This window comes from Pseudacidovorax sp. DMC4 (genome assembly GCF_056314265.1).
In genome coordinates, this window is the sequence record NZ_JBQUYR010000009.1 from 218,768 (window position 1) to 235,047 (window position 16,280).

Sequence of the window (16,280 nt, forward strand, 5' to 3'; positions counted from 1 at the left end):
CTCTTTCCCCTTGCCCGAGTCCGACGCCGTGAACCGCTCTTCCGCCCCCGCCGATGCCCCGCTGCTGGTCGTGCTTGGCAGCCTCAACATGGACGTGGTGGTGCGCGTGCCGCAAGCGCCCGCCGCCGGCGAGACGCTGCATGGCCGCTCCATCGACCACCTGCCCGGCGGCAAGGGCGGCAACCAGGCCGTGGGCTGCGCCCGCCAAGGCGGCGCGGTGCGCATGCTGGGCTGCGTAGGCGCCGATGCGCACGGCACGGCCCTGCGCGATGCGCTGGCCCGTGACGGCATCGACACCCGCGGCGTGCGCGTCGAGGCGGCCACGCCCACGGGCGTCGCGCTGGTGATGGTGGAGGACAGCGGCCAGAACCGCATCGTCGTGATCCCCGGCGCCAACGCCGCGGTGCAGGTGGACCCGGCCGCGCTGCGCACGCAGCTCGCTGGCGCGGCCTTCCTGATCCTGCAGTTCGAAACGCCGCTGGACCAGGTCGGCCTGGCGATGGAGGTCGCGGCGCAGGCCGGCTGCAGGGTGCTGCTGAATCCCTCGCCGATGCAGGCGCTGCCCGAATCCTTCTGGCCGCGCATCGACACGCTGGTGGTCAACGAGCTGGAAGCGCAGATGCTCTCGGGCCTGCCGGTGACGGGCTTCGCCGAGGCGGCCGTGGCCGCACGCGCCCTGCTCTCCCGCGGCCCGGTGCGCGTCGTGGTCACGCTGGGCAGCGAAGGCGCGGTGGCCGCCGATGCCGACGGCTGCCGCCATCACCCCGCCCTGCGCGTGAAGGCGGTGGACACCACCGCCGCCGGCGACACCTTCCTGGGCGCCCTGGCCGTGTCGCTGGCGCGCGGCGAGACCTTCGACGCTGCCGTGCAGCTGGGCATCCGCGCCGCAGCCCTGTGCATCGGCCGGCCCGGCGCCCAGCCCTCCATTCCTTCGCGCGACGAGGTGCTCGCCAGCCCCGTTCCGCCCGCACCGGTCGCCCTGCCATGAAACGCACCCACCTTCTTCACGCCGAACTCTCCCAGGTCATCGCCGCCATGGGCCATGGCGACATGCTGGTCATCGGCGATGCCGGCCTGCCCATTCCCGACGGTCCACGCCGCATCGATCTGGCGGTGGCGCGAGGCGTGCCCCGGCTGGATGAGGTGCTGGCCGCCGTGTTGAGCGAACTGACGGTGGAAAGCGCCGTCGTCGCCTGCGAGGCACTGCCGGCGGACCAGGACCGGCCCGCGTGGTACCCCACCGCGCTGCCGATGGCCCCGCTGGCCGTCTCGCACGAGGAATTCAAGCAGCGCAGCGCCAAGGCCCGCGCCATCGTGCGCACGGGCGAGTGCACGCCTTACGCCAACATCCTCTTGATTGCGGGCGTCAGCTTCGAGATCTGAGGCCGCGCCGATCAACGGGACCCCGCGTCAGTCGAAGCGCAGGTCCGCACCCACCGGCTGGCCCACCTTGAGCAGGTGGTCGATGCCCTGGCGCACGATGAGGTTCATGCCGAAGGTGGTGGCACCTTCCATGCGCGGATCGGCGCGGTAGCTGCGCAGCGTCTCGCCCACCACGGGTTGCGTCTGAGCCGTGGCCGGATCGATGTCGGGAATGCTGCAGCGCACGCAGGGCTTGACGGGCTGCAACTGCACCTCGCCCTGCTCGGTGGGGATGTGCAGCATCGCCACACGGTCCTCGTCGTGCGCTTCCATGCGGTCCAGCACGAGGTTGGGGCGCAAGCGGATCGCGTCGATGCTCGGACCGCCATTAGCTGCGAGCCGCTCGTTGAACTCATCCACCGCCGCCTGGCTGACCACCAGCAGCGCATAGCCGTCGGAGAACTGCGTCTGCGCCTCCACGCCACCCGTCCACTTGGGGCTGGAGAGGCGCTTGTGCTCCGGATCGAAGCGCACCATGCGCAGCCGCTGCGGCCGGTCGGGTTCGGAGAGGAAGTCGCTGAACCACTGGGCCGCCACGTCGCCCATGTCGTAGGCCGCCACCTCGTCCTTCCAGATGGTGGCGCGGACCGGTTCCTCCACGCGGTCGTAGGCGATGTGCAGCGCCAGCATGCCGGGGGCGCGCAGGATCATCTCGTAGTGCTTCATCTGCGGCCGGATCAGCGCCATGCGCGGCAGCTCGCGCTGGCTGACGAAGCGGCCGGCCTCGTCCACCAGCATCCAGGCGCGGTCGAATTCCAGGCCGGTCTCGGTGAGCAGGGCCTCCTGCACCTCGACCCCGGCGCAGGACTTGACGGGGTAGACGATCAGCCGCGCGATGCGGGCCTGGAGGTCGAAGCGCGAGAGGTCGGGAGTGGCGGCAGCGGTCACGGCGATGAGGGGCGGCAAGCCCTGGACGGTCAGAGAGAGGAAGCGGCGGCAGGTGGCGACATGCCGCGCGCTTCACGAGCACAAAGCGGGCCGCCCGCGGCGGCGGGCCGCATTGTCGAGCCATCGCCGGGGCGCAGGGGCGCTCCCTACAATGTTTCGATGGCTCTTCCCCCCGAGGTTTGCATTCGCGGCGCCGGCATCGTCGGCCGCACGCTGGCGTTGCTGCTGGCCCGAGAACGGGTCCGCGTGGCCCTGGTGGCCGAAGCCCCTTCCACCCCCTCCCCCGACCGCCCGGACGTGCGCGCCTATGCGCTCAACGCGGCCTCGCGCAGCCTGCTCGAATCGCTGCGGGCCTGGCCCGACGCGGCGCAGGCCACGCCGGTGCGCGAGATGCAGGTCTTCGGCGACGAGGACGGCCGGGTGCGCTTCGAAGCCGACGAGCAGAAGGTCGACGCCCTGGCCTGGATCGTCGACGTGCCGGCGCTGGAAGAACAGCTGGCGGCCGCCGTCCGCTTCTCGCCCCAGGTCGAGGTCGTGACCGCGCCGGTCAAGGCCGCGCTCACCGTGGTGTGCGAGGGCAAGGCCAGCCTCACCCGCGAGGCGCTGGGCGTGCAGTACGACGTGACCCGCTATCCCCAAATCGCCATCGCCGCGCGGCTGGAGGCCGAACGCCCGCATGGCGGCGTGGCGCGCCAGTGGTTCAGTGCCCAGGGCGACGTGCTGGCCCTGCTGCCCATGGGCGGTGCCGAAGGCCGGCAACTGGCCCTGGTATGGTCCGTGGGCCAGCTGCGCGCGCCCGAACTGCTGGCGCTGGAGGCCGACGCCTTCTGCGCCCGCCTGCGCGAAGCCAGCCACGAGGCGCTGGGCGGCTTCACGCTGTCCAGCGAGCGGGCTGCCTGGCCGCTGCAGCGCGCCACGGCCGACCGCTGGGCCGGGCGCTTTGCGGAAGGTGGTGCCTGGGTGGTGGCCGGCGACGCGGCGCACACCGTGCATCCGCTGGCCGGCCAGGGGCTCAACCTGGGCCTGGCCGATGCGGCCGAACTGGCCCGCGTGATCCGCGAACGCGACTACTGGCGCAGCGTGGGTGACGCCCGCCTGCTTCGCCGCTACGAGCGCGCCCGCCGTGCCGACGTGCTGGCCATGGGCCTGGCCACGGACGGCCTGCAGCAGCTCTTCGCCCAGGGCATCGAGCCGCTGGCACGGCTGCGCAACTGGGGCATGCTCGGCTTCGACCGCAGCCACTTGCTCAAGAGCTGGGTGGCCCGCCGCGCGATGGGCCTGGCCTCTGGTATTTCTTCTCCCTCTTCCGCAGGGAGAGGGTTGGGGTGAGGGCCTTGGGCCGCCCCATCGTTCCTGCCCTGATCCAGGCGCAGGCCCCTCACCCCACCTCTCCCCAGGGGGGAGAGGAGCAACACCCCGCACCATGAAGTACATCCTCCCCCTCCTCCTGGCCGCCACGCTGGCCACCGCCCATGCCGGCGAAGCCGAGATCCGCAAGAACCTCGGCGGCAGCTTTCCGCAGCTCGCGCAGATCGACGAAGTGCGCAAGGCTGCCATGCCCGGCCTGTGGGAAGTGCGCCAGGGCTTCGACCTGTACTACACCGACGAGCAGGGCAACTTCCTGATCCAGGGTCACCTGATCGACGTGAAGAACCGCCGCAACCTCACCGAGGAGCGCGTGGACAAGCTCACCGCCGTCGACTTCGACAAGCTGCCGGTGCAGGACGCCATCAAGATCGTGCGCGGCAACGGCAAGCGCAAGCTGGCCATCTTCGAAGATCCGAACTGCGGCTACTGCAAGCAGTTCGAGCGCGAGCTGCGCAAGGTGGACAACGTGACGATCCACCTCTTCCTGTACCCGGTGCTGGGTCCGGACTCGGCCGTGAAGTCGCGTGACATCTGGTGCTCCAAGGACAAGGCCAAGGTCTGGAGCGACTGGATGATGGACGGCGTGAGGCCCGCCACCGGCGAATGCGACACGCAGGCGCTCAAGCGCAACGTCGAGTTCGGCCGCAAGTACAACATCACGGGCACGCCCACCCTGCTGTTCGCCAACGGCACGCGCACCCCCGGCGCCGTGCCGGCCGCGCAGGTGGAGCAGCAACTCTCGGCCACGAGCAACTGATGGCCGGCGCCCCGGCCGGCCTGCGCTACCGCATCGCGGTGGCGGACCTGAACGCCCACCTGTACGAGGTCACCCTCACCATCGACGAGCCCGCGGCGGACCAGCAGGTCTCGCTGCCGGTGTGGATCCCCGGCAGCTACCTGGTGCGCGAATTCGCGCGCAACCTGCAGGGCGCGCCCAAAGCCACGCAAGGCCGGCGCGCCGTGGCCGTCACGCAGTTGGACAAGGCCAGTTGGCGCGTCGCCGCCAGGGCCGGACAGCCGCTCACCCTGCGCTACCAGGTCTGCGCCTTCGACAACTCGGTGCGCACCGCCTGGCTGGACCGGACCCGCGGCTTCTTCAACGGCACCAGCCTGTGCCTGCGCGTGGACGGCCAGGACGGATCGCCCTGCCAGATCGAGATCGTGCCGCCCGCCCTGCCCGAGGGCGAGGCGCCCTGGCAACTGGCCACCGCGCTGCGCCCGCTCAAGACCGACCGCCGCGGCTTCGGCATCTACCAGGCCGCCAACTACGACGAGGTGGCCGACAGCCCGGTCGAGATGGGCGCCTTCTGGAGCGCCGAGTTCGACGTGCTGGGCGTGCCGCACCGCTTCGTGGTGGCTGGCGCCCCGCCCTCGTTCGACGGTGACAAACTCATCGCCGACACGCGCGCCATCTGCGAGACGCAGATGCGCTTCTGGCATGCGGATGACGCCGGTCTTCCTCCTCTCCACCCTGGGGAGAGGCCGGATGAGGGGCCAGCAGCCTCCGCCAAGGCGAAGCGCCCCGCCAAGGCCCGCGCTGCCACCCAGCACCCCGCCCCCCACGACCGCTACGTCTTCATGCTCAACGCCACCGACGACGGCTACGGCGGCCTGGAGCACCGGCACAGCACCGCGCTGATCTGCACCCGCCGCGACCTGCCGCGCCGCGGCGCCACCAAGCAGCCCGAGGGCTACACCACCCTGCTGGGCCTGATCAGCCACGAGTACTTCCACACCTGGAACGTCAAGCGCCTGCGGCCGGCGGAGTTCGCCCGCTACGACTACACACGCGAGAACTACACCCGGCTGCTGTGGTTCTTCGAAGGCTTCACCAGCTACTACGACGACCTGCTGCTGCGCCGCGCCGGCCGCATCGACGACGCCACCTACCTCAAGCTGTTGAACAAGACCCTCAACCAGGTGCAGCAGACACCGGGGGCCGCCGTGCAGTCGGTGGCCGAGGCCAGCTTCGACGCCTGGATCCGCTACTACCGCCCCGACGAGCAGACACCCAACACCACGGTGAGCTACTACACCAAGGGCGCGCTGGTGGCGCTGTGCCTGGACCTGACGCTGCGGCGCGAGGGCCAGGGCTCGCTGGATGCGGTCATGCGCAAGCTGTGGCGCGCGAGCGAAGGCGGCCCCATCGACGAGGCCGCCATCGGCGCGGCCCTGGCCCATGTCGGCGGCCGGGCCTACACGAACGAGCTGTCGCGCTGGGCGAGTGGCACGGCTGAACTGCCGCTGCGCGACCTGCTCCCCGCACACGGCGTGGCCATCCACGAAGACCCGGCGCAGCTGGCGCAGGCCCTGGGGCTGCGGGTCGACGAGAGCGGCGGCACCGTCAAGGTCAAGATGGTGCTGCGCGGCGGCGCGGCCGAGAAGGCCGGCTTCGCCGCCGGCGACGAATGGCTGGCCGTCGAGACCGCCACCCGCAGCGCCAAGGCCGCGGAAGGCTGGCGCATCGGCAAGCTCGACGACATCCCGCTGTACCTCGGCGCCGCCAGGAAATGCGTGGCCCTGGTGGCCCGCGACCGCCGTCTGATGCGCCTGCCGCTGGCCTGGCCGTCGGGCGACGCGCGCACCTGGCGCCTGGCCGGCAGCGACGCCGACCTGCTCAAGCGCTGGCTTCAGGGCTGAGCGGCGGCCGGTCGGCCTGAGGGCATCGACGTCTCCGGGCGGACAGCCGCCCGCCACGTCGGCCGGGTGGCCGTCGGTATAGTGCGCGAGGGCCTCGCCGGCCCGCCCTGTCCGTTCATTCCAGGAGACCCCCGTGAGCTACGAGAACATCGAAGTGCGCGTCGAAGCCGGCAAGGTCGGCATCGTCACGCTCAACCGTCCCAAGGCCCTCAACGCGCTCAACGATGCGCTCATGGACGAGCTGGGCGCCGCGCTCAAGGCCTTCGATGCCGACGAGGCCATCGGCTGCATGATCATCACCGGCAGCGAGCGCGCCTTCGCGGCGGGCGCCGACATCGCGCTGATGGCCAAGTACACCTTCGTCGACACCTACAAGGGCGACTACATCACCCGCAACTGGGAGTCGGTGCGCTCCATCCGCAAGCCGGTGATCGCCGCCGTCAGCGGCTTCGCCCTGGGCGGCGGCTGCGAACTGGCCATGATGTGCGACTTCATCATCGCCGCCGACAACGCCCGGTTCGGCCAGCCCGAGATCAAGCTGGGCGTGATTCCCGGTGCCGGCGGCACCCAGCGCCTGCCCCGCGCCGTCGGCAAGGCCAAGGCCATGGACATGGCCCTGACCGGCCGCATGATGGACGCCGCTGAGGCCGAGCGCGCGGGCCTGGTCAGCCGCGTGGTGCCCTACGACAAGCTGATGGACGAGGCCCTGGGCGCCGCATTGACCATCGCCGACTTCTCGCAGATCGCCGTGATGGCCGCCAAGGAATCGGTGAACCGCGCCTTCGAAGGTTCGCTGTCGGACGGCGTGATGTTCGAGCGCCGCCTGTTCCACGCCCTCTTCGCCACGGCCGACCAGAAGGAAGGCATGGATGCCTTCCTGAACAAGCGCAAGGCCGAGTTCAAGAACCAGTGACGGCAAAGGGGCTTGCGCCTGCCGATTTTTGCCCCCTATAATGGTGGGCTTCGGCGCTTTAGCTCAGTCGGTTAGAGCGATGGAATCATAATCCACAGGTCCGCGGTTCGAGTCCGTGAAGCGCCACCAAAACCTCAAAAGGGACCCCGTGCAAACGGGGTCCCTTTTTCTTTTGCGCGAGGCAGGGTGCGATATCCTGACTGCGACCTGAACCACTCTCGGCAACTGCAGGAGCTGCAGGCCGGCCTCCCTCGCGGGGATTGGCCTGCCACCCTGCCCCCGTCGCCGCCTGCCATGCGCCTCATGATCGTGGAAGACGACACCCTGCTGGGCGACGCCCTCGCCCAGGGCCTGCGGCAGCGCGGCCATGCGGTGGACTGGTTCCGCGACGGGACGCAGGCAGATGCCGCCCTGGCCGGCGCCCCCTTCGACGCCGTGGTGCTCGATCTGGGGCTGCCGGGCGGCGATGGCATGAGCTGGCTGCGGCGCTGGCGGCAGGCCGGCCGCGTGCTGCCGATCCTCGTGCTGACGGCGCGCGACGGCGTCGAGCAGCGCATCGACGGCCTGGACGCCGGCGCCGACGACTACCTGATCAAGCCCATCACCATCGACGAACTGGCCGCGCGCCTGCGTGCCCTGGTGCGGCGCACCGCCGGCCATGCGCAGGCGGTGTGGCAGCACGGCCAGCTCAGCTATGACCCGGCCAGCAAACTCGTGCACTGGCGCGGCGCGCGTGTGGAGCTCACCGGCCGCGAGCTGGCACTGCTGGAGATCTTCCTGAGCCAGCCGCAGCGCGTGCTGTCCAAGTCCACGCTGCTCGAAAAGCTCTACGACTGGAGCGGGGGCGAGCCGGAGGGCAATTCGCTCGAAGTCCATATCCACCACCTCCGCCGCAAGATCGACCCGGCCATCGTGCGCACGGTGCGCGGCGTGGGTTACGCACTGGGCACGGGCGAGGCATCTTCCTGAGCCCATGCAGCACGGAAGTCCCGCATGAGCCTGCAGCGCCGCCTGCTGCTGTACCTGCTGATCTGCGCGCCGCTGGTGTGGGGCCTGGCGCTGTACTTCTCGACCCAGCGGGCCCGCCACGAGGTCAACGAGATGTTCGACACCGAACTCGTGCGCCTGGCGCGGCAGGTGCAGGCCACGCTGGGCCACGGCTATCCCGGCGCATCGGCCACGCTGCCGCCCGCACCCAGGGAGGGTGCACCCGACGCGGGCGACTCCGATGTGCGCGACCTGGCGATTGCCGTCTGGTCGGCCGACGGCAAGCTGGCACTGTCCGACCGGGAGGGCGTGGATTTGAACTTCCGCGCCGACGCCCAGGGCTTCATCGATGACGAGGTGGACGGCCGGCCCTGGCGCGTCTACTACATGCGCTCGGTCGACGGCCAGTGGCTGGTCGCGGCCGGCCAGGGCGCGTACGAACGCGACGAACTGGTCTATGGCCTGACGGTCACGCAGGTCGTGCCCTGGCTGCTGGTGCTGCCGGTGCTGCTGGCCGTGATGGCCTGGGCGGTGCGCGCCGCCCTGACGCCGATGCGCCGGCTGACCAGTGAACTCGCGCACCGCGATGCGCAGGACCTGCGTCCCGTGCCGAGCGCCCGCGCGCCGGCCGAGCTCAAGCCCCTGCTGGTGGCGATGAACGGCCTGTTCCAGCGCATCGAGCTGCTGCTGGTGCGCGAACGCCGCTTCACCGCCGACGCCGCGCACGAACTGCGAACCCCACTGGCCGTGCTGGCCGCTCAGTGGGACGTGGTGCGCCACGCCGGCACCCCGGCCGAGCGCCGGCAGGCGGAGGAGAAACTCAGCGCCGGCCTGCGCCGCATGGAGCGGCTGGTGACGCAGATGCTGTCGCTGTCGCGCGTGGAATCGGGCGTGCTGCCTTCGCTGGATGCCGAGATCGACTGGCCGCCCATCGTCGAGCAGGCCATGAGCGACTGCCTGCCCCTGGCCGAGCGCCGCCGCATCGACCTGGGCTGCGAATGGCCACCCGCCGGCACGCACCCGATGCCGCTGCTGGGCGATGGCCACCTGATGACGGTGCTGGTGCGCAACCTGCTGGACAACGCCGTGCGCTATGCGCCCGAGGGCAGCAGCGTGGTGCTGCGCATCGGCCGCGAACAGCTGGAGGTGGAGAACGACGGGCCGCCGCTGTCCGCCGGCCAGCTCGCGCGCATGGGCGAGCGCTTCTACCGGCCCGAAGGCCACCACGAGGTGGGCAGCGGCCTGGGCGTGTCGATCGTGCGGCGCATCGCCCAGCTGCACGGGCTGGAACTGCAGTTGGGCCCGCGCGCCGATGGCCACGGGGTGCGCGCCGTGCTGCAGTTCGACGCGGCGCATCGCTGAGCGGCGCCGCGCGGCCGAAGACGCCGCTCAGCGCGCCTTGATCTTGTCCATCAGCGCCTTGACCTCCTCGCGGCGGCCGGTGTCGGCGATCTGCCGGCCGGGCCGTGCGGGCGCCTGCAGGGCGCGCTCCAGGTAGGTCATCGCCTGGTCGGGCTGCTTGGTCTCGACCAGGTATTCGCCGTAGAAGAAGTTGGGGTCGATGCCCTTGGGGTTGAGCGCCAGCGCCTTCTGCAGCAGCTCCTTGGCCTTGGCCTTGTCGCCGAAGCCCACGGGCCAGCCGGGCACCTTGTAATAGAGCACGCCCAGGCTGTTGTAGGCCGAGCCTTCGAGCACGTCGCCGTTGATGGCGATGGCCGATTCGTACAGCGCCTTGGCCTGCTTGACCAGACCCAGCGCGCCCAGGCCGCCCTTCTCGCCGGCCACGGAACTCACGATGATGCCCTCCCACACCAGGGGCTCGGCCCGACCGGGATTGGCTTCGCTCAGCTTGTGCGCCTTGGCGGCCAGCGCCTCGAAGCGCTTCTCGCGCTCGGCCAGCGGCGCCTGGTAGCGGATCACTTCCCAATCGTGCTGCAGTTCGGCGACGCCGTCGTCGACCGGCGCGGCGCGGCTGATCAGCGGCGTGACTGCCGCCAGCACGCCGGCACCGGCCAGCAGGGCCATCGACAGCCAGACGCGGCGGCGCAGCCCTGCATCGGCGGGCCTGGCGGCAGCGATGGCACGGGAGGAGAAGGTGGCGGAGGTGGTCTTCATGGAATTCGCAAGGAAGGTGGAGGGGGTCGAAGGCGGGCCGGGGTCCGGGGCTCAGCGCTGCAGGGCCTGCAGCCTCAGAGCTGCGGCGCCTGCAGCGAATGCGCGTCGGCGGACTCGGGCCGCTGCGACTCGAAATGCTCGAGCGTGAGCGGCGCGGGCGGCTGCACCGGCGGCAGGCTGTTGCGGTGGGCGGCGAAGGCGCCGTCCAGCAAGGCGGGCGCCATGCCGTTCAGGCGGACCGCCAGCTTTTCGGGAAAGCCCAGGAAGCGCTCGGCCGCGCCGCGCTCCAGCAGTTGCACCAGGGCCTGGGCGACCGTGTCGGCATCGTCCATGGCGGTCTTGGTGGCCTGGTTGTAGCGCTCGACGGCTTCGCTGTTGAACTCGGTCTTCGTGCTGCGCGGTCCGAGGTACTGCACCTTGACCGACGTGTCGGCCAGTTCCCGGCGCAGCGATTCGGCAAAGCCGCGCAGGCCGAACTTGCCGGCGCTGTAGACGCTGAAGCCCGGCAGCCCCAGCCGGCCCAGCACCGAGCCCACGAAGAGCACGCTGGCCTGCTTCTGCTGGCGCAGATGCGGCAGCAGCGCCTGCGTGAGCAGCATGGGCGTGAACAGGTTCAGTTGCAGCACCTGGGCGACGGCGCCGGCATCGAAGGACTCCAGCCGGCCGAACGCGGGCGTGCCAGCGCCATGGACCACGGCATTGCACTGCCACTGCGCCGCCACCTGCACCAGCGGATCGAGGCTGTCCACCCGGGTCAGGTCGGAGGCATACCACTCGACGCGATGGCGCTCCACGCCCAGCTCACGCACCAGGGCACGGGCCTGGGCCGCCAGCCGCGCGGGCGAGCGGCCAGCGAGCATCACGCTGGCGCCCGCCTGGATCAGCCGACGCGCGGCGGCGGAACCGATGCCGCCGCTGGCGCCGGTGAGCAATACCCGGCTGTCGGCTGCCTTCATGCCGCCACTCCCGCGACAGACGTTGCCGCTGTCTGGCCCTGCGGCAGCGGCAGGCTGCGGAAGACGTCGCCATAGAGCCGGTAGAAGGCCTTGGCCGCGTGGACGATGGCGTCCTGGTCGGCCGGGTCCTCGATCTGCTCCATCAGCAGCGCGAAATGGGCGGTGTGCTCCTGGTCCAGCGTGCCGTGCGAGCGCAGGTAACTGAAGGCCGAATCGGGCAGGCCCAGTGGCTTCTGGATCTGGTCGGCGGCCATCAGCGCGATCGACACGCTGGTGCCTTCCAGCACATGCACCATGCCGAAGAAGCCCAGCGGATTGCGGCGGGCGATGGTGTCGTAGGCATAGGCCACCATGACCTCCGTCGCATGGCCCGGCGGGCCGCGGCGCACGGCCTCGGCATCGCCGCCACAGGCGCGGATGTCGTCGAGGATCCACTCGTCGTGGCCCTGCTCTTCCTCGATGTATTCGTCGAGCGCACCTTCGAGCCAGGCATGGCCGGCATCCAGCCTCGCCTTGAAGGCCCGCATCAGCGGCACGGTGTGGCTGACGTGGTGGTACGCCTCGCGCAGGAAGGCCAGGTAGCTGGGCAGGGACACGTCGCCGCGCAGGCAGCCCTGGATGATGGGGGTGCCGAGCAGGCCGACGCGCTCGGTGGCGGTCTCGGCGACAAGGCGGGCATGGAAACTCATCGGAAGCTCCGTGAAGGGATGAGAAAGAAGAAGGTGGGGCTCAGGCAAGGGCAGGCGCGGGCAGTTCCAGCGCCTGCGCATGGCGGGCCAGCACGGCCGCGCGCTGCGGCCGGCCGTTGGCAGTGGCCATGCCGGACTCGGCCGTGAATGGGGCGACGGCGCGGGCCCAGCGCTGGACGCGCGCGTAATCGGGCAGGTGCGCATTGGCGGCATCGACGGCCGCCTGCAGCCAGGCATCGTCGGCATCGGCCGCCAGCGGCCAGAGCACCGCCGACAGCGCCGGCTGTCCATCGCCGAAGACCACCGCCTGGCCGATGGCGGGATGGCCGCGCAAGGCGGTCTCCACCCACTCGGGCGAGACGTTGCGGCCGAAGGCGGTGATCAGCAGGTTCTTCTTGCGGCCATCCACGTGCAGGAAGCCGTCGGCATCCAGATGCCCCAGATCGCCCGTCGGCCACCATTCGCCGGGCGCGCGCGCATCGCCCAGGTAGCCGGCGAACAGGCTGCCGGCCACCTCGATCTCGCCATCGGCCGCGATGCGCAGGCGGGCATGGGGCAGCGCAGCGCCGGCGCTGCCCGGCCGGTCGCAGCCGGGCAGGTTGAGTGTCTGCACCGAGGCACCTTCGGACAGGCCATACCCCTCGTAGGCCGGTATGCCCAGCGAACGCGCAGCCTGCACCAGGCCCACGCCGACCGCGGCGCCGCCCACGGCCACCAGCTTGAGCGACTCGGGTGCGCGCTGCCGCGTCTGCGCCAGATAGCCCGCCCAGGCCCGCAGCATCTGCGGCAGCAGGATCAGGCTGTTCGGCTGGTGCCGGACCACGGCGGCGTGGAAGGCGGCGACATCGAAGCTGGACGAACCCGTGAGTCCCACATCCTGCAGGGGCAACACGATGCAGCTGGCACCGGCCGTCAGGGGCGCCATCAGTCCGGCGATGTTCTCCAGCAGCACGGCGAAGGGCAGCGCGCACAGGTGGCGTTGCACCTGCAGCGGCGCCATGGCCACCACCAGGCCATCGGCCACGCGCTGCATGGACGCGGCCGTCAGGCACACGCCCTTGGGTGCGCCCGTGGTGCCCGAGGTGAAGGTGATCTTGGCCGTGCCCGGCGGCATGGGCACCTTGCGCGCGGGCAGGCGCAGCATCGTGAAGGGCTGGCCGGCGATCTCGCACGGCACGGCCGGCGCCTGCGGCCAGCGGGCGGCCACGGGCGGAAGGGTGAGCACGGTGTCCACGCCCGACGCGCCGATGGCATGAGCGATCTGCTCCGGCGTGAAGAAGGCGGGCAGCGGCACATGCACGATGCCGGCCCGCAGCGCGGCCCGGTCGGCGATCACCCAGGCGGGCGAGTTGTCCATGAGCGTGGCCAGCACGCGGGTGCCCTGCGCGGCCAGTCGCTGCGCGAGCGAGGCGGCCTGGGCATCGACGTCGGCCGCGCGCCAGGTGCGGATGCCGTCGTCGAGGGTGATGGCCTGCGGGTCATGCGAAGTGGCGGTCATGCGCGGCCTCCGGCGGCAAGGCGGGCGCGGCGCGTCATGAAGTGCCGCAGGGCGCGCCGCAGGTGGATGGCCATCACCACCGGCTCGTGGTCGTAGTAGCTGCCCCAGCAGCGGGCCTGGTCGCCCAGCGCATCGGGCACGGCGCGGCCCAGCGTGAACGGGGCCACGCCCAGGCGTACGAGCATCGCGCGCAGTTCCTGCGTGACGGTGCCCACGACCCAGTCGAAGCCCTCGCCGATCAGGTAGGGCCCGAGCAGCTGCACCAGGCGGCGGCCTTCGCCACCACGCGGGGCGGCCAGGTTGCCGACCTCCACGATGCCCGCACGGTCCACGGGGCGGCCGGCATGCGCGGCAATGAGCGACTCGACGGGCGCGTCAAGGTACTGCTCCAGGAAGAGCGGACCTTCATCCGCCCGACGGTAGCCCACCGCGGCAAGCACATGGCTGCCCTCGCGCAGAGCCAGCAGCATGGGCGCGAAGGCCGGCACCAGGGCGCCATAGCGCTGGGCATACATCTCGCGGATGCTCTGCTCCACCGCGGCACGTTGCGGGTCGGCCTCCGGATGCCGCGTGAGATGGCCCGCCACGGGAAAGGCGGAGGGGATCGGCGATGTCGGCATGGCATCGCCCAGAGGAGAGAACAGGCGCATGGGTGGTCCGTGTCGCGGCGGCAGAAAAGCCACTGCGCAGGTTGACGAATGGCCGTGATGGTCTGCGGACGCGCTTAACGCCAAATTAAGTGCGGGGCGGCGTTCCGCGCCCTTTGCTGACCGGCAGATGACTCAGAAATGGCCCGTGAGGCCCAGCGTGCCGGTGATGGTGCGGACCGCCGGCTGCTGGTCGTCCCGCGCGCGGACCACCCCGGCCGCCAGGTCCCAGCGCGGGCCCAGGCTGTAGACCACACCGAGCTCGGCATAGCGCGTGCGCTGGCGCGTCGCGTCGACGCCCTGGCGCTGCTGCAGGCCCACATCGGCGGCCAGCTTCCAGTCGTCGGCGATGTTCCAGACCAGCGCCATGGACAGGCGCCGGTTGATGGCGCCGGCCGTCGGATCGATGTCGCGCTGGCGGCCCCACGCATAGTTGACGTGCAGGGCGCCGAAGGGCAGCTGCTGGCTCAGCAGCAGCGTCACTTGGCCCGAGCTGCGGCCGTCGCCCAGGCCTCGCGCCTCGCGGCGGCTGCTCACGGGCGCGACGAACTCGGGCTTGATGCCGAGGCTGGTGCCGGTGGCCTCGTTCTCGTAGAAGCGCCACTTGAGGCCGAAGGCGGTGTTGCCCCAGCCGCTCGTGCGGCTGCCGTCGGCCTGCATGCGCAGGAAGGTGGGCGCGGCATAGAGGTCGACGGTGTCGGTGACGCCATAGGTGTAGGTGGCCGAGAGGCTGTCGCCGGCCTGGCGCGCCGGGCCGGTCGACCGACGGGCGCGTGCAGCGGCCATTTCGATCTGCTGCACGCCGGCGCCCTGGGTGCCGGTGTCGTCGGTGATCAGCGGCTGCATGGCCTGCGCGGCCAAGCCGGGCAGCAGCAATGTCAGCGCCACAAGGCTTGTGCGCCGCCCTGGCGTCGATCGCAGCGGCGAGGCCGCCGGCAGGTTCTGGGTGTTCTTCATCGTGGTCGGGACAAGCGCTGCGCATTGGACGCAGGAGGAGTGAACTCTTCATGAATCCGGCTTCTGCGACATGGCCGCGCCTGCCCAGGAGGGCGCGTCACCTTGGCTACAGCAAAGCCCCTTCGACGGGGCCTCCACCGATTGCCGCGCGGCCCCGCGTCCCGCCTAATGGCCGGCCTTACGAAGCAAGACCCGGAGACCTCTTCCATGCACCGTCGCCCCCTCCTCGGCGCGCTCATGCTCGCCGCCCTCGGCACTGCCGCCCTGAGCGCGCAGGCCCAGCAGGCCACACGCGCCTTCCCCGAGAAACCCATCCGCCTCGTCATCGCCTTCCCGGCCGGCGGTCCGACCGACATCACCATGCGCCAGCTGGCCGAGAACGCCAGCAAGGTGCTGGGCCAGCCGGTCATCATCGACAACAAGCCCGGCGCCGGCGGCACGCTGCCCGCGCAGCAGCTGCAGACCGTGCAGCCCGACGGCTACACGCTGGCGCAGATTCCGCTGGGCGTATTCCGCCTGGGCTACACCACCAAGATCAACTGGGACCCGATCAAGGACATCAGCTACGTGCTGAACGTCACCGGCTACGCCTTCGGCATCGTGGTGCCCGCCGACAGCCCGTTCAAGAACTGGACCGACTTCGTGGCCTATGCCAAGGCCAATCCGGGCAAGCTCACCTACGGCTCCACCGGCACGCTCACCAGCCCGCACCTGACCACCGAGCTGGTGGCGCAGCGCGCCGGCATCCAGCTGCAGCACGTGCCCTACAAGGGCAGCGCCGACCTCACGCTGGCGCTGATGAGCGGCCAGCTGATGGCCGGCGCCGACAGCACCGGCTGGGCGCCCTATGTGGAGTCCGGCAAGATGCGCGTGCTCAACACCTGGGGCGACAAGCGCCTCGCGCGCTTCCCGGATGCGCCCACGCTCAAGGAGCTGGGCTACGACATCGTGCAGAACTCGCCCTTCGGCATCGGCGCCCCGCGCGGCACGCCACCCGAGGTGGTCAAGAAGCTGCACGACGCCTTCAAGCAGGCGATGGAAGAACCCAGCTACCTGGCCTCGCTCGCCAAGTACGACATGGTGCCGATCTACATGGGCAGCGCCGACTACACCCGCTTCGCCCGCGAGACGGTGGAGCGCGAGAAGGCCGTGATCGACAAGCTGGGGCTGGGCAAGCCGCAGTGAGCGTGACGCCATAAA

General features: G+C 70.8%; 16 protein-coding genes and 1 tRNA gene. 10 read left to right on the forward strand and 7 right to left on the reverse strand.

Annotated elements, in window-relative coordinates:
• Nucleotides 1–28: 28 nt before the first annotated feature.
• Nucleotides 29–988: a ribokinase gene (gene rbsK / locus ACT54X_RS18425; RefSeq protein ID WP_294372850.1), complete on the forward strand. Its 960-nt coding sequence runs from the start codon at nt 29–31 to the stop codon at nt 986–988.
• Nucleotides 985–1,383, forward strand: coding sequence for a D-ribose pyranase (rbsD, locus tag ACT54X_RS18430; protein ID WP_294372852.1), 399 nt, complete (start codon nt 985–987; stop codon nt 1,381–1,383). Before rbsK ends, rbsD begins: the two co-directional genes overlap by 4 nt.
• A gap of 27 nt (nt 1,384–1,410) precedes the next feature.
• Here the strand turns inward: rbsD and ACT54X_RS18435 are convergent, their stop codons facing one another.
• Nucleotides 1,411–2,310 (reverse strand): MOSC domain-containing protein, encoded by a 900-nt coding sequence (locus ACT54X_RS18435; protein WP_294372853.1) that lies wholly within the window; start codon nt 2,308–2,310, stop codon nt 1,411–1,413.
• Nucleotides 2,311–2,469: 159 nt separating this feature from the next.
• On the opposite strand from ACT54X_RS18435, the gene ACT54X_RS18440 reads away from it, so the two are divergent.
• The 7 genes from ACT54X_RS18440 to ACT54X_RS18470 all read left to right on the forward strand — a co-directional run bounded on the left by ACT54X_RS18440 (nt 2,470) and on the right by ACT54X_RS18470 (nt 9,580).
• Nucleotides 2,470–3,639 carry an FAD-dependent monooxygenase gene (locus tag ACT54X_RS18440; RefSeq protein WP_476347745.1) on the forward strand — a complete coding sequence of 390 codons (1,170 nt, stop codon included), beginning with the start codon at nt 2,470–2,472 and terminating at the stop codon, nt 3,637–3,639.
• 94 nt (nt 3,640–3,733) lie between these two features.
• The gene (locus ACT54X_RS18445) at nt 3,734–4,435 is read left to right on the forward strand and encodes a DsbC family protein (protein WP_294372858.1); all 702 of its coding nucleotides are present in this window, start codon (nt 3,734–3,736) and stop codon (nt 4,433–4,435) included.
• Nucleotides 4,435–6,318 carry a M61 family metallopeptidase gene (locus ACT54X_RS18450; RefSeq protein ID WP_476347747.1) on the forward strand — a complete coding sequence of 628 codons (1,884 nt, stop codon included), beginning with the start codon at nt 4,435–4,437 and terminating at the stop codon, nt 6,316–6,318. The genes ACT54X_RS18445 and ACT54X_RS18450 overlap by 1 nt, the downstream gene beginning before the upstream one ends.
• A 133-nt stretch (nt 6,319–6,451) precedes the next feature.
• A complete protein-coding gene (locus ACT54X_RS18455) occupies nt 6,452–7,231 on the forward strand; it encodes an enoyl-CoA hydratase (RefSeq protein WP_017761397.1) in 780 nt (259 codons plus the stop codon).
• 52 nt (nt 7,232–7,283) lie between these two features.
• Nucleotides 7,284–7,360: transfer RNA gene (locus tag ACT54X_RS18460), tRNA-Met, on the forward strand.
• Between the two features lie 165 nt (nt 7,361–7,525).
• Complete coding sequence (locus ACT54X_RS18465) at nt 7,526–8,200, forward strand: response regulator (RefSeq protein ID WP_043115085.1); 675 nt, start codon at nt 7,526–7,528, stop codon at nt 8,198–8,200.
• 24 nt (nt 8,201–8,224) lie between these two features.
• Entirely contained in the window at nt 8,225–9,580 is a 1,356-nt protein-coding gene (locus ACT54X_RS18470) for an ATP-binding protein (protein WP_476347750.1), read from the forward strand.
• A gap of 27 nt (nt 9,581–9,607) precedes the next feature.
• On the opposite strand, the gene ACT54X_RS18475 is transcribed toward ACT54X_RS18470, so the two are convergent.
• The 6 genes from ACT54X_RS18475 to ACT54X_RS18500 form a co-directional block, all read right to left on the reverse strand.
• Nucleotides 9,608–10,243 (reverse strand): tetratricopeptide repeat protein, encoded by a 636-nt coding sequence (locus ACT54X_RS18475; RefSeq protein ID WP_476347801.1) that lies wholly within the window; start codon nt 10,241–10,243, stop codon nt 9,608–9,610.
• 164 nt (nt 10,244–10,407) lie between these two features.
• Entirely contained in the window at nt 10,408–11,289 is an 882-nt protein-coding gene (locus tag ACT54X_RS18480) for an SDR family oxidoreductase (RefSeq protein WP_294372867.1), read from the reverse strand.
• On the reverse strand, nt 11,286–11,978 hold the full coding sequence (locus ACT54X_RS18485; protein WP_294372870.1) for a TenA family transcriptional regulator: 693 nt from the start codon (nt 11,976–11,978) through the stop codon (nt 11,286–11,288). The genes ACT54X_RS18480 and ACT54X_RS18485 overlap by 4 nt, the downstream gene beginning before the upstream one ends.
• 40 nt (nt 11,979–12,018) lie before the next feature.
• The gene (locus tag ACT54X_RS18490; RefSeq protein ID WP_476347752.1) at nt 12,019–13,476 is read right to left on the reverse strand and encodes an AMP-binding protein; all 1,458 of its coding nucleotides are present in this window, start codon (nt 13,474–13,476) and stop codon (nt 12,019–12,021) included.
• Nucleotides 13,473–14,126, reverse strand: coding sequence for a thermostable hemolysin (locus ACT54X_RS18495; protein ID WP_476347754.1), 654 nt, complete (start codon nt 14,124–14,126; stop codon nt 13,473–13,475). The genes ACT54X_RS18490 and ACT54X_RS18495 overlap by 4 nt, the downstream gene beginning before the upstream one ends.
• 132 nt (nt 14,127–14,258) lie before the next feature.
• Nucleotides 14,259–15,080, reverse strand: a complete 822-nt coding sequence (locus ACT54X_RS18500; RefSeq protein WP_476347756.1) for a transporter — start codon at nt 15,078–15,080, stop codon at nt 14,259–14,261.
• A 207-nt stretch (nt 15,081–15,287) separates the two neighbouring features.
• Between ACT54X_RS18500 and ACT54X_RS18505 the strand changes: the two genes are divergently transcribed.
• The gene (locus ACT54X_RS18505; RefSeq protein WP_294372881.1) at nt 15,288–16,265 is read left to right on the forward strand and encodes a tripartite tricarboxylate transporter substrate binding protein; all 978 of its coding nucleotides are present in this window, start codon (nt 15,288–15,290) and stop codon (nt 16,263–16,265) included.
• Nucleotides 16,266–16,280: the final 15 nt, after the last annotated feature.

Coding starts and splice junctions, on each gene's coding strand:
- rbsD (WP_294372852.1), top strand. CDS start 985: ATGAAACGCACCCACCTTCTTCACGCCGAACTCTCCCAGGTCATCGCC.
- ACT54X_RS18475 (WP_476347801.1), bottom strand. CDS start 10,243: ATGGCCCTGCTGGCCGGTGCCGGCGTGCTGGCGGCAGTCACGCCGCTG.
- ACT54X_RS18465 (WP_043115085.1), top strand. CDS start 7,526: ATGCGCCTCATGATCGTGGAAGACGACACCCTGCTGGGCGACGCCCTC.
- ACT54X_RS18500 (WP_476347756.1), bottom strand. CDS start 15,080: ATGAAGAACACCCAGAACCTGCCGGCGGCCTCGCCGCTGCGATCGACG.
- ACT54X_RS18490 (WP_476347752.1), bottom strand. CDS start 13,476: ATGACCGCCACTTCGCATGACCCGCAGGCCATCACCCTCGACGACGGC.
- ACT54X_RS18445 (WP_294372858.1), top strand. CDS start 3,734: ATGAAGTACATCCTCCCCCTCCTCCTGGCCGCCACGCTGGCCACCGCC.
- ACT54X_RS18485 (WP_294372870.1), bottom strand. CDS start 11,978: ATGAGTTTCCATGCCCGCCTTGTCGCCGAGACCGCCACCGAGCGCGTC.
- ACT54X_RS18505 (WP_294372881.1), top strand. CDS start 15,288: ATGCACCGTCGCCCCCTCCTCGGCGCGCTCATGCTCGCCGCCCTCGGC.
- ACT54X_RS18480 (WP_294372867.1), bottom strand. CDS start 11,289: ATGAAGGCAGCCGACAGCCGGGTATTGCTCACCGGCGCCAGCGGCGGC.
- ACT54X_RS18450 (WP_476347747.1), top strand. CDS start 4,435: ATGGCCGGCGCCCCGGCCGGCCTGCGCTACCGCATCGCGGTGGCGGAC.
- ACT54X_RS18495 (WP_476347754.1), bottom strand. CDS start 14,126: ATGCGCCTGTTCTCTCCTCTGGGCGATGCCATGCCGACATCGCCGATC.
- ACT54X_RS18470 (WP_476347750.1), top strand. CDS start 8,225: ATGAGCCTGCAGCGCCGCCTGCTGCTGTACCTGCTGATCTGCGCGCCG.
- ACT54X_RS18440 (WP_476347745.1), top strand. CDS start 2,470: ATGGCTCTTCCCCCCGAGGTTTGCATTCGCGGCGCCGGCATCGTCGGC.